Genomic DNA, 13,675 nt, shown 5'->3' with positions numbered 1-13,675 from the left:
GGAATCTTTCAGTTTCATCAATTTCTGCTGCTATTGGCTTTACTTCATTTTCAGCAAATTCTTTTACCATTTGTTTTACAAATTCTTGTTCTCTAGTTAATGCAAAATTCATTTACTCTTACCTCCTCATTCTTGTTAAATAATTAACCTATTTAGACATGCTTTGGGGGCATTACTAAAGCCTGTCCTGATATAACTATAGTTCCATCTTGGTTAATACACGTAGTTTTTAATTTAACCCTGTTTCTTTCCTTTAAAATTTCTATTACCTCAACTTCAGCTTTTATTGTATCACCAATTCTAACTGGAGCTATAAACTTTAAACTTTGCTCTAAATATATGGTTCCTGTACCCGGAAGTTGCATGCCTAATACTGCGGATATTAACCCAGACACCAAAACCCCATGAGCAATCCTTCCCTTAAACATAGTTTTCTCTGATTGTACTTGGTTTATATGTGCAGGATTTAAGTCTCCTGTTATGCCTGCAAAAAGGTATACATCTGTTTCACTAATAGTTTTTTCTATATATGCTTTATCACCTATTTTTATTTCTTCTATAGTTTTTCCCATCCATTCTGCCTCCTCTATACAATTCCAAAACTAGCTGCTATAATACAAACTATTGTTGCTAAAACTGGTATACCAACTGTACACATACCAATATCTAAATATGATTCCTTATGTGTTAAGCCTGTGATACCTAATAATGTTATTACTGCTCCATTATGTGGAAGAGTATCAAAACCTCCACAAGCAATTGCTGCTATTCTATGAAAAGCTTCTGGGCTAATTCCTAAAAGCATAGCTTTTTGCATATAAATTTCTCCTAATGCTCCAAGGGCTATACTCATTCCCCCTGAGGCTGAACCAGTTATACCTGCTAATATACTTGTTGACGCAGCCAATGAAATAAGAGGTGTTCCAGGTATTGCAAGTATGGCTCCTTTAATTAAAGCAAATGCTCCTAATGATTTTATTACATTACCATATCCAACTTCTGATGATGTATTAACAATTGCTAAAAGTGAACCAATAGCTCCTTGATTTACAGTATTTATAATACTTTTAAAGTTCTTTCTTAATAAAATAACCGCAATTATTATTGATATTGCTAATGATACAATTAAGCTCCATACTCCCTTGACCTTTTCTATAGATGTGCCATAATCTTTTAGATATTCTGCATTCATATTTCCAAAAAATCTTCCTAATATATAATTCAATACTAATACTACCAGAATTGGTGTTATAGCTATTCCCACATTAGGTAATTTGGCTACATCAAACATTTCTATTTCTTCTTTATGTTCACCATATCCTTCCCCTGCCCTCATAGCCTTTTTAGCTCTACTATTAAGCCACATCATTCCTACACCAAACATAACAATTGAAGCAATAATACCTAATATTGGAGCTGCCCAAGCTGTTGTTCCAAAATAAGTCATAGGAATAGCATTTTGTATCTGAGGACTACCTGGTAACGCTGTCATAGTAAAGGTAAATGCACCTAACGCTATAGTTCCAGGAATAAGTCTCTTTGGTATATCTGCTTCTCTAAACAATTCGGCTGCTATTGGAAACACTGCAAATGCAACAACAAATAGTGAAACTCCTCCATATGTTAAAATTGCACAAGATAATACCACTGCCAATATAGCCTTATCCTTTCCAAGCTTTTTTGCTATAAAATTTGCTATGGATTTTGCTGCTCCAGAGTCATCCATTATTTTTCCAAATATTGCACCTAATAAGAACAATGGGAAATATGTTTTTGCATACCCAGCAAAGTCTCTCATAAATACTTCCGTATAACTTGTAAGTAACGGAAGATCTCCTGATAAAAATACTGCAAGCATTGCCAATAAAGGGGCTAATATTAAAACAGTAATTCCTCTATAAGCTAAATACATCAATAATACAAGGGAAATTATAATACCTAAAACACCTAACATTGCTTGGCTCCTTTCCAAATTTATATTTAATCTATTTTTATACCCATTACTTCATCTTTAAATATTCTTTCATCCATTAGTTTTAAATTCTCTGATACTAGTGGCTTAAATTCCATTTGAGCTAATATATCTTTATCCAAATCTACACCAGGAGCTATTTCTGTTAAAATTAAACCACTTTCTTCTAACTGAAAAACCGCTCTCTCTGTAATATATAAAACTTGTTGTCCTATTTCTTTAGCATATTCACCACTAAAGGTAATCTGTTCTACATTATTCAGGAATTTTTTTGCTCTACCTTCTTTAGAAATTGAAAGTTTTCCCTCTTCAACACATACCCTTAGTCCTCCTGCTGTAAAAGTTCCACAATATACAACTTTCTTAGCATTTTGAGTTATATTTATAAAACCTCCACATCCAGCTATTTTAGGTCCAAATTTACTAACATTTATATTTCCTGTCTTGTCACACTGAGCTAATCCTAAAAATGCTATATCAAGTCCTCCTCCATCATAAAAATCAAATTGATATGGCTGGTCTAAAATACACTCAGGATTTACAGATGCTCCAAAACTTAATCCGCTAGCAGGTACACCACCTATTGCCCCAGCCTCAACTGTTAAAGTCATCATATCCCCAATGCCTTCTTCATTGGCAACAGCAGCTACTCCTTCTGGCATTCCAATTCCTAAATTAACTATAGAATTAGGAATAAGTTCCATTGCCGCTCTTCTTGATATAACCTTTCTTTCATCTAATTTCATATCACCCATACAATTTAGTGGAGATTTTACCATTCCACAATAAGATGGATTAAATTGTTCTGAAAAAGTTTGCATATGATTTTCTGATTTAGCTGTAATAATTGCATCTACATATATTCCTGGAATTTTTACCAATTTTGGGTCTAAAGTTCCATTTTTAACTACACATTCTACTTGAGCAATAACAATCCCACCTGAATTTTTAGCAGCTTGAGCTATAGAAATTGCCTCCAATGTAGCTGCCTCTTTTTCAAAAGATAAATTACCTTTTTCATCTGCATAGGTAGCTCTAATTATGCTTACATCTATAGGAAATGCTTTATATAATAGCCTCTCTTCCCCCTCAATAGTAACTATTTTTACAATATCTTCCTTTGTTATAGGATTTAACTTTCCTCCCTCTACCCTTGGATCAACAAAAGTTTTTAACCCTACATGAGTAATAGTTCCTACCTTCTTAGCTGCAATATCCCTAAAAAGGTGTGATATAACCCCCTGTGGAAGATTATAGGCCTGAACTTTATTCTCTAAGGCCAGTTTTTGTAACTTAGGTGCAAGACCCCAATGTCCACCTATTATTTTAGATACTAAACCCTCATGTCCTAAATGATTTAGTCCCTTTTCTTTTGAATCACCCTGTCCTGCTGCATATACAATTGTTAAATTTTTAGGTAATCCATCAGATAAGTAACTTTTTTCTATCTGTGAAGTTATTTCTTCTGGATGTCCTGTACCAACAAAACCTCCTATAGCAACAACACTACCATTTTTAATCATCTTCACTGCCTCTTCAACAGTTTTTACTTTATTCATTACTAAATTCCTCCTCCCCCAACATTGAACTTCTTACCATATTTTATATAGCAACTTTCATGCCAAGTCTAAAAATAAAATTTTGTCAAATAAATGAAACCATTGAATTTACTAGCTTTCAATCTCTTATTTGACGAAATTTAAGATGTATTCTAAAAATAAAGAATATTAATATATGTCAATATCTCCGTACATTTCATTAATATAAGAGAAAAAATGTACGAAATTTCGTACATTTTGTAATTTTTCTTTAAAAAATGTCCGTAATTCAGTACATTATAAAGAAAAATTTTTTAGAATATTTTGTGTTTATTAATTTTTTCATACAAAGTGGTTCTACTTATGCCTAATAATTTAGCAGCTTTTAATTTATTACCATTGCAAACCTCTATGGCATTTATTATTGAACTTCTTTCTGCTTCCCTTAAAATTTCCTCAAGTTTTTTTACCTTTACATTAACTCTGACCCCTGTTATCTCTGCCGGTAAATGTTTAGGCAATAAAATATTTTCATCCTCCACTATATTAATAGCCCTTTCTATAATATTTTCTAACTGTCTAATATTACCTTTCCATTTATAGTTCTTGAAATATTCCATAACCTGCTTTGAAATTTTACATTGTTGTTTGTTAAGTCTTTTACATATCTTTAAACACAAAAAATTACTAAGAAGTACAATATCCTCTTTTCTATCTCTTAAAGGAGGAATTTTTATAGTAACTACATTTAATCTATAATATAAATCCGCTCTAAATTTTCCCTCTTGAACCATATGTTCTAATTTTTGATTTGTAGCTGCAATAATCCTTATATCTATATTCCTAGGTGATATAGATCCTATTCTCTCTACTTCCTTTTCTTGTAATACCCTTAGAAGTTTTACTTGCATATGCAATGGCATATCCCCAATTTCATCTAAAAATATTGTTCCACCATCTGCTAATTCAAATTTTCCCATCTTACCTTCTTTTTTTGCCCCTGTAAAAGATCCCTTTTCATAGCCAAATAACTCTGATTCTAATAAATCTGAGGGAATAGCAGCACAATTTACTTTTACAAAGGGCCCATATTTTCTATTACTACTTTTATGTATAGAATGGGCAAAAAGCTCCTTTCCCGTTCCACTTTCCCCTATTAAAAGCACGTTAGAAGGTGTAGCAGCAGCTTTTTGAGCTAATCTTTTTGTTTCCATTATTTCATCACTATTACCAATAATATCTGAAAAACAATAATTTGCACTATTTAATTTTTGTATCTCCCCTTTATAGTCCTCAAGTTCTTTTCGTATCTTATTAAATTTTTTATAAACAGAATCTAGCTCACTTATATTTCTAAAAAGTACTTTTCCCACTGCACCCTTTATTTCACCATTAATAACTATAGGTTTCCTATTAGCTATCATATATTTCCCTCTAATACTTTGTAGCTCCGCATCATCTTCTTTCCCCGTTTTTATAATAGAATCTAATCTTGTATTTTCAATTACTTCTCTAACATGTTTCCCTAACACTTGTTTATGGTCTATTCCTAAAAAATCAGCATAGGCCTTACTTATAAATGTTATATATCCTTTTTCATCTACTACTACCAACCCATCATATGCCATATCTAAAACATTTTTTAATACATTGTTATAATTTTTTTCCTTCTGTAATTCTTCCTGTAACTTTTTATTTTTACCTATATCTTTTATAAAAATAATTTCTATCCTACATATATTTCTCTCCTTTTTTATAAAACTAACTTTGATTTTCTTTTCTCCTATTTTTAAAACTTTATGACCCTTTTCTTTAATATCATTTAACATTTTGAGTTGATCATACTTTGTAATAGAAGCCCCTAACTTTTCCCCTATAATTTCTTCCTTTTTAATACCTAAAATTTTTTCCGCTACATTATTAAAGATTACAATTTCGTCATCATTATCTACCATAATTATTCCATCACTTACACCTTCTAATGCAAAACTTAAACTTTTTAATGTACAACTTCCTTCCTTAATGTTCATATGTTTTTACCTCCCTATCCTTACTTAATAATATTTTTATATTTAATACGATATTAATATATATTTATAAAGCAAGTTAATAGTAGTAGCGTTTTACATAATAAAAAGTCAATACTATACCCTGAATAGATATAATATTGACTTATACTTTTTAATAGTGCTTATTAAACTCTCCATGTTTATAATTATATGTAAACTATATATAATGAAAATCCTTCTGTTTAAAAACCGAATCTCTTATAACTAAATCTGGCTCTAAAACAATTTGTTTTTTATAATTTTCCTCTTTATTAATTATACTCATTAATAATTCTACTGCTTTGTACCCCATATCATAAGTTGGTTGCGCTATGGTGGTTAATTTTGGGAAAGTTACATTTGTAAGAAATATATTGTCATATCCCGTTATAGAAATTTGCTGTGGCACTTTTATATTTCTATTATTAAGAACTTCCAGAGCCCCTATAGCCATAAGATCATTTTCACAAGCTACAGCTGTAAATGTTTCATTACTATCTAAAAGTTCTCTTATACATGCCCTTCCAGAATTTATTTTATAATCACCATATTTTATAATTTTTTCATTTATAGGAATACCAAACTTATTTAAAGCCTTTTTATAACCTTGAAGCCTACTATAACTAGTTTCTATTTGTTTTTCTCCACTTATATATGCAATTTCGGCATGTCCATTTTGTACCAAATATTCAACTATCTTATGCATTCCTATTTCCCCATTAGTACATACAAAAGGTACATTTTTCATATCTACGCTTCTATCTAAGGAAACAAATGGGATATTATGCTGGTAAAATAATTTTACATTCTTATTTTTATTATTAAGAATACTTGTATATAAAATCCCTTCCACACATTTTTCCTTAAGTATTTGTATATAAGTTCTTTCTCTCTTCTCATTATCATCTGTATTACACAATATTATATTATATCCATATTTATTAGCTGCATCTTCAGCCCCCCTAACTATACCGGGGAAAAATGGATTGTTAATATCCGGTAGAATAAGCCCTATGATGTTTGTTTTTTTAGTTACAAGACCCCTTGCCACACTACTAGGAACATAATTATACTTTTCCATAATGCTTAATATTTTTTTCCGTGTTTCTTTTCCTACACCTTGGCTCTTATTATTAATAACTCTAGATACAGTGGCAATTGACACCGAAGCCTCTTTTGCAATGTCTTTAATGGTGATTCCCATATATTATTCACCTTTATTTGCTTTTCTTACTGAATCAACGGTCCAATTAGATAATTCACTTATTTTCAATTTTTCCATGCTTCTTACATAAGTTATCAAATCATCTCCTATAGGTTTAATCCATCTATTATCTATTCCTTTTAATCCATGAATTATTCCGTAAATGGATGCTATTTGTGCTGCATTACAATCCACATCCTGTCCCTCCATAGAAATTATATACATGGTTTCATCAAAATCATTTTTTCCAAAATAAAGCGCTATAACTTCCGCTGCAGCATTAGGATAAGCATGAATCCAGTTATATTTTTTATATTTTTCTTCACATTCCTTCCATGCTTTTCTCCAGTCATTTGTCTCTAAACACTTTTGGTAAGCAAAGTCTATAACCGAATAGTATTCACAGTCTGTAGGAATCATTTCAATAGTTTTCTTTAAAATTGTTCTAACATCATTTTCCACAAATGCTAATGATACTAATATAGCATTGAATATCTCGCCTATTACTCCATTATTATGATGGGATATAACACCATCAATCCATGCAAGTCTTGCTGCCTCCTCTGGATTTCCTGGAGCTACCATGCCACAAATAGCTCCTCTCATTTGAGCTCCAATCCATTCACGATAATAATTGTTTAAATATCCACTTTCAGGAGGATAAACCCCAGATTTTATATTTCTTAAAGCTACATCTTCTGCTGACCATCCTGTTGGAATAAGTCCAACCCATTCCTCCGCTATATCATCAGAGGTTACGTTATATCCCTTGTATTCAAAAGCTTTTAAAAAAGCTAATTCATAAGTTATATCATCATTATATGTATTAGGTTTTCTAACATAATATCTTACATCCCCAAAGGTTTTTTCTATATTTTCCGTAGTATAGCCTTCTATAGCAGTTCCTAAAGCTCCTCCACAAATTTGTGCTATCCATGCAGCAAAAGTTTTCTCTTCAAATTCTTTTGTATGTATATTCACTTTATCATATTTATAAAAGCTTACAGAATTTTTATACTGTTCCCATGTTGAGTACATTTTATATTTCCAATAAGGAGATTTTATATCTTTTTTTGCATTGTTAAGCTCCCTACAAACCCTAGCAGTTACTTTGTTTAATTTTACTAAATTATTTTCTTCTAATGCTTTTACAGCTTCTTTAATATATTTTTCAGCCCCCTCTACATGGTATCCCATATTCTCCATAGACTGAATACCCCCAACAAGAACCCTTTCAGGAGCAAATGATCCAGGTACGTTACTCTTCCATAAAAGTTTTAACTTTGTTGCCTCATGTTTATCAAAATCTATAGCAGAATCCCAAGTTTGTTCTTCCTCACTTAGTACTACAGGTATAGCCTTACTTGTTAATTCATGTTCCATTTCCCATGCTTTTTTCATAATTAAATCCCCCCAATTATTTTCAATTATTATTATATGAATTCATCATATCTTTAAGCAACTTTAAAAATTTATCTCTCTTTACACTAAAAGCCACTTCCGCATTAGCTTTTACCTTTGTTACTTTATCCACATCTACCACAGTCTTACCACGAGTAAATGTTCCTTTAGTTTCTATAGCTACATAATATTTTAATCTTTCTATTATATCCTCCTCTATAACCGCTGCCACAGCTAAAGCATCATGCATAACTGCACCTTCTAAATTAAACGTTTTACATACTCTCAAGCTTTCATAAAAAAGTTTTTTTATAATACTAGATAAATTATTTTCCATAGTACATATCTTATCTACTTCATCTTTATACACTATAGCATTTTTGGTAGCATCTAACCCTACCATAGTTATTGGAACCCCGGATTTAAATACTGTGTCTGCAGCCTCTACATCCGTGTATATATTAAATTCTGCCACTGGTGTAGAATTACCACCATAGCATGCTCCACCCATTAAGGTTATCCTTTGAATCTTATCTTTTATTTCAGGATACTTTATTAATGTAATAGCAATATTAGTAAGAGGTCCTAATGCTATCACATTTAGTTTTCCTTCCGCTTTAATAGCTTCTTCATAAATTATGTCCCAAGCTTTTTTCTCTTCTAAATGGAGCTTGGAAGGTGGTAAAACTACTGAACATAATCCTGTTTCACCATGTACCCACTCTGCGGTTACTAATTCCTTGCAAAGAGGCTTGTTTGCACCTTTAGTAATCTTAACATTTTTGCCTATGTAATCCACAATGTCTAAAGCGTTCTTAGTAGTTTTTTCTATAGTTTGATTCCCAGCTACTGTTGTGATAGCTCTTATATCTAATTTATTGGATGAAAAGGCCAAAAATAAAGCCAATGCATCATCTATTCCTGGATCTGTATCTATAATTACAGGTTTTATCACCCAAAGCCCACTCCTTTATTTATAATTATTCATTGCCTGAACTAACATGTCCACAAATCTTTCTCTATCTATATCAAATGCTACTTCCACGTTTTTTTCTTTCTTTAACACATCATAGTAATCAACTACAGTACATCCAAGTGTATGCTCACCCTTTGTTTCTATATCTACATGCAATTTTTTAGTTTTTAATATAGTAGGATCTATAACCCAAGCCACTGCACAAGGATCATGTAATGGACTTCCCTCAAAACCCATTTGTCCATGGAACTTACTAAAGAAATCTAAAAGTTCAGCTACCATAACTGCAACTTTACCACCTATTGCTCTAATTCTTTCTATATCTTCTTTATATATTAAAGCTCTATGAGTTACATCTAATCCACTCATGGTTATTGGAATTCCTGATTTAAATACTATATCTGCTGCTTCTGGATCAACTAATATATTAAATTCTGCTGCTGGAGTCCAGTTCCCACCAAAGCAAGCTCCCCCCATTAAAGATATTCTCTCTATTTTATTTTTCAATTCAGGGTAGCAAATTAAAAATTGCGCTATATTAGTTAATGCCCCTGTAGGTATTAATGTTATCTTTTCCTCACTTTCTTTCACTATCTTAGCTATAAATTCAACCGCAGATAAATCACATGGTTTTAAATGAGATTCCGGAAGACATGGTCCATCTAACCCACTATCTCCATGAACTTCTGGGGCAATTATAAGTTCTCTCATTAAAGGCTTATCTGCACCTTTTGCTACAGGCACATTGATATCAGCAAAACTTAATACCTTTAAAGCATTATTTAATGTTTTCTCAAGTGTTTGATTGCCCCCAACAATAGTTACTCCTTTTACATCTAGTCTTTCACTAGCAAAAGCTAGAAGAAGTGCTATGGCATCATCATGACCCGGATCACAATCTATTATCACTGGAATTTTATTTATCATACTTTTTTCCCCCTAATTTTCTTAACCTTATTTGTTTGTTGTATTGAATATAATACTAGGCCTATTATTGTAGTAAGATAAGGTACCATCTGTACAAATTCTGATGGAACTCTTAAAGATTGTAACGTGTTAGAGAGTGCATCTGCAAATCCAAATATAAGTGATGCTATAAATGTTCCAATTGGTGTTCCCCTGCCCATTGCTTCTGCTGCTAATGCTATAAATCCCCTTCCAGCTGTCATATCTCTAGAGAACCATGAGACGTATCCCATTGACATATATGCTCCAGCAAGTCCGGCTAAAACTCCACTTAACATCAATGCTAAATACTGAATTTTTCTAACACTAATTCCTACTGATGAAGCTGCATTAGGATTTTCTCCCACTGCTCTTATTTTTAATCCCAATGGAGTTTTATATAAGAAATAATAAACCACTATAACTGATAACAATGAAAAATATGTTAATATGTTATGTCCTGATAAAATGTTACCCAGTATAGGTATTGAACTTATAATTGGAATGGAAATCTGAGGAACCACCATACTTTTTAAAGAGGCTGATATACCCTTATCATGTGCAACTAAAAATAATATAAATACTGTACCACCACTGGCAAGCAAATTAAGTGCTATACCTGTTAATATAATATCTGCTTTAAGATCTAGTGAAAAATACGCAAGTACTAAAGATATAATCATGCCTGCAATTGCAGCACATACTACACCTATTAAAGCACTTTTAGTAAAGGCACTACCTATTACCCCTGCTAATGCAGCAGATAACATTATACCTTCTAATCCTATATTTATAACCCCAGCTCTATCTGATATAAGAGCTGCCAAAGAAGCAAAAAGTATAGGTGTTGTAACTCTAAGTACTGCATATCCAAAACTTGATGTAAATATTATTGAAAACAACTGTTCCATACTACTTTTCCTCCTTGGCTAATAATTTTTCCTGTGAATGTTTAACAACTTTTTTATGTTTCCATTTTGCCATAAATCTATTGGCCGCAATTAACATAATCATAATAGCCTGTATTATAGATATAACTTCACTTGGTACATCCGTCATTCTAGCCATTATATCTGCTCCAACTCTTAAATAAGCTAAAAATATAGCAGATATAGGTACTAAAATAGGATTGTTTCTTGATAAAATAGCAATAATAATACCATCGAAACCGTATCCAGGTAATGCCTGCCATTGAAATCTTTGATACATACCCAGTATCTCTGTAGCACCACCGATACCAGCAAGTAACCCTCCTATAACCTGTGAATATATAATGACTCTATTAGTATTTATACCTGAATATCTAGCAAAATTTTCATTTAATCCTGTCATTCTTAATGCATATCCCCATTTAGATCTATACATAAATAAATAAGTAAGTACTATAAAAATTATTGCAATAACTAAGCCTAAATGTATCCTTGTTCCTGGAATTATTTTAGGAAGAGTTGAGGACTTATTAAGCATAAAGGAAGCTGTCATTCCAGCCTTTGGATCCCTTAAAATATAATTAATAATGTATAATCCTAAATATAAAAATACATAGTTTAACATTAAAGAGGAAACAAGTTCATTAGCTTTCCACTTTATTTTTAAAATACCAGGTATAAATCCTGCTATACCACCTATTATTCCTCCAAATAATATAGCTACGATTGGATGAAGTCCAATAGGTAAAATAAATTTTATTGCACAATATGAAGCAGCTACTCCTCCTATAAAAAAAGCTCCTTCAGATATCATATTAAACTGTTTTGCTTCAAACATTACACAAACTGATAATCCTGTAAATATAAATGGAATTGCCATTTCAATCACATTACCAAAACGTCTAGCAGATGTTAAAGGCCCTGTTAAAAGTTTTACTAATGCATCTAATGGTTGTTTACTTATTCCTAATATAAGTAATAATGCTAAAGATATTGCTAATAATATTGCGATAAATGTTCTTACAACCTCAAACTGCGTTTCTATCTTTTTACTACTCATTTATAGCCCTCCTTATCTCTTCAGGAGATTGTTTCTTTATACCTAACATATAAGTACCTAATTCTTCTTCTGTAACTTTTGAACTATCTTCAAAATAGGCTACAATTTCTCCACCATACATTACCATTAAACTATCACTAAGTTCCATTACTTCATTTAGATCTGCAGATACTAAAAGTACCGCCGTTTTATTATCTCTAAGTTCAACTATTTTTTTATGTATAAACTCTATAGCACCTACATCTATACCTCTTGTAGGTTGATTAGCTATTAAAAATTTAGGTTCTGATGAAAATTCCCTAGCTACAACCACCTTTTGTATATTACCACCTGAAAGCATCTTTACAGGATCACTTGAATCATCACACTTTACTTTAAAATCTTTTACAAGGGAGTTAACCATACTATGAATTTTTCCCATGTTAAGTAGCCCTTTATTATTTAAACTTTTACTATCAAATCTATCTGAAATCATATTATCCTTTATGCTAGCATCCCCTGCTGCACCATATATCATTCTATCCTCTGAAATATGAGATGTTCCCAATTGTCTTATTTGTTTAATGCTTAGATTTTTTATATCTGTATTTTCTATATATATTTCACCATTATTATAATTTTTAAGACCTGTTATAATCTCTATTAGTTCTCTTTGTCCATTACCTTCAACTCCAGCTATGCCAAGTATTTCTCCCTTTCTTACGTTGAAGTTTATATCTTTTAATACTTGTTTTCCTGTTTCATCTAGGTAATTTAAATTTTTAACTTTTAATGATGCTTCTTTAGGAACGCTTTTTTCTTTTTCTATTTTTAAAATAACATCACGTCCTACCATAAGTTTAGATATATCTTCCTCAGATACATCTTTAACATTATGTACACCAACACTTCTTCCACTTCGCATAATAGTTATTCTGTCACAAATTTCTTTAATTTCTTTTAATTTATGAGATATAAAAATTATAGTATGCCCATTTTCTTTAAGGGTATTAAGTTGAATAAACAGCTCCTTAGTCTCTTGAGGAGTTAATACTGCTGTAGGTTCATCTAAAATCAATATCTTAGCCCCTCTAAGTAAGGCTTTTAATATTTCAACCTTTTGCTTTATTCCCACTGGTAAATCAGCTACCTTAGCCTTAGGATCTACTATTAAATTATATTTTTTAGATATTTCTTCTGTAATACTTATAGCTTTTTCAAAATCTATAAATCCCTTTTTTCTTGGTTCTATTCCAAGAACCATATTTTCTGCTACAGTAAGAGATGGTACTAGCATAAAATGTTGATGAACCATTCCTATTCCATATTTTATAGCAGTTGTAGGTGAATCAATTTTTACTTTTTCACCTTTTAGATAAATTTCCCCTTCTTCTGGTGTTTCAAGTCCAAAAAGGACTTTCATAAGTGTACTTTTCCCTGCTCCATTCTCACCCATAAGAGCATGAATTTCTCCATTTTTTATAGAGAAATTTACGTTTTTATTAGCTACCATACCATTAGGATATACTTTTGTTATATTATCCATTTTTAAAATTTCTTGTTCCACGTTTCTCACCTCTATTTCTAAAAATACTTAACGAAATTATATGCACTGGAAAATTC

12 protein-coding genes are annotated in these 13,675 nt (G+C 31.5%); all 12 read right to left on the bottom strand.

The window, feature by feature from the left end; all coding sequences use genetic code 11:
* A partial coding sequence (locus EJL03_RS16735) for an acyl-CoA dehydrogenase family protein (RefSeq protein WP_341472426.1) occupies positions 1-112 on the bottom strand: 112 nt, incomplete at its 3' end.
* 40 nt (positions 113-152) lie between these two features.
* Positions 153-572, bottom strand: coding sequence for a MaoC family dehydratase (locus EJL03_RS14155; RefSeq protein ID WP_125154622.1), 420 nt, complete (start codon positions 570-572; stop codon positions 153-155).
* Positions 573-586: 14 nt separating this feature from the next.
* On the bottom strand, positions 587-1,954 hold the full coding sequence (locus EJL03_RS14150) for a GntP family permease (RefSeq protein ID WP_125154621.1): 1,368 nt from the start codon (positions 1,952-1,954) through the stop codon (positions 587-589).
* Positions 1,955-1,980: 26 nt separating this feature from the next.
* Positions 1,981-3,531, bottom strand: a complete 1,551-nt coding sequence (locus EJL03_RS14145) for an acyl CoA:acetate/3-ketoacid CoA transferase (protein ID WP_125154620.1) — start codon at positions 3,529-3,531, stop codon at positions 1,981-1,983.
* Positions 3,532-3,824: 293 nt separating this feature from the next.
* On the bottom strand, positions 3,825-5,540 hold the full coding sequence (locus tag EJL03_RS14140; protein ID WP_125154619.1) for a sigma 54-interacting transcriptional regulator: 1,716 nt from the start codon (positions 5,538-5,540) through the stop codon (positions 3,825-3,827).
* A 196-nt stretch (positions 5,541-5,736) separates the two neighbouring features.
* Positions 5,737-6,762: a LacI family DNA-binding transcriptional regulator gene (locus EJL03_RS14135; protein WP_125154618.1), complete on the bottom strand. Its 1,026-nt coding sequence runs from the start codon at positions 6,760-6,762 to the stop codon at positions 5,737-5,739.
* 3 nt (positions 6,763-6,765) lie between these two features.
* Positions 6,766-8,163 carry an ADP-ribosylglycohydrolase family protein gene (locus EJL03_RS14130; RefSeq protein WP_125154617.1) on the bottom strand — a complete coding sequence of 466 codons (1,398 nt, stop codon included), beginning with the start codon at positions 8,161-8,163 and terminating at the stop codon, positions 6,766-6,768.
* A gap of 22 nt (positions 8,164-8,185) precedes the next feature.
* Entirely contained in the window at positions 8,186-9,118 is a 933-nt protein-coding gene (locus EJL03_RS14125; RefSeq protein WP_125154616.1) for a nucleoside hydrolase, read from the bottom strand.
* A gap of 15 nt (positions 9,119-9,133) precedes the next feature.
* Entirely contained in the window at positions 9,134-10,066 is a 933-nt protein-coding gene (gene rihA / locus EJL03_RS14120; protein WP_125154615.1) for a pyrimidine-specific ribonucleoside hydrolase RihA, read from the bottom strand.
* Positions 10,063-10,995, bottom strand: a complete 933-nt coding sequence (locus EJL03_RS14115) for an ABC transporter permease (RefSeq protein WP_125154614.1) — start codon at positions 10,993-10,995, stop codon at positions 10,063-10,065. Before EJL03_RS14115 ends, rihA begins: the two co-directional genes overlap by 4 nt.
* A gap of 1 nt (position 10,996) precedes the next feature.
* Positions 10,997-12,073: an ABC transporter permease gene (locus tag EJL03_RS14110; protein ID WP_125154613.1), complete on the bottom strand. Its 1,077-nt coding sequence runs from the start codon at positions 12,071-12,073 to the stop codon at positions 10,997-10,999.
* Complete coding sequence (locus EJL03_RS14105) at positions 12,066-13,598, bottom strand: ABC transporter ATP-binding protein (protein WP_243108725.1); 1,533 nt, start codon at positions 13,596-13,598, stop codon at positions 12,066-12,068. Before EJL03_RS14105 ends, EJL03_RS14110 begins: the two co-directional genes overlap by 8 nt.
* Positions 13,599-13,675 lie beyond the last annotated feature (77 nt).

It is taken from the genome of Clostridium rectalis, assembly GCF_900626095.1.
Taxonomy (GTDB): domain Bacteria; phylum Bacillota; class Clostridia; order Clostridiales; family Clostridiaceae; genus Clostridium_AS; species Clostridium_AS rectalis.
Note: the sequence above shows the minus strand (reverse complement) of the source record. Positions and strands in the feature narration are given on the sequence as shown.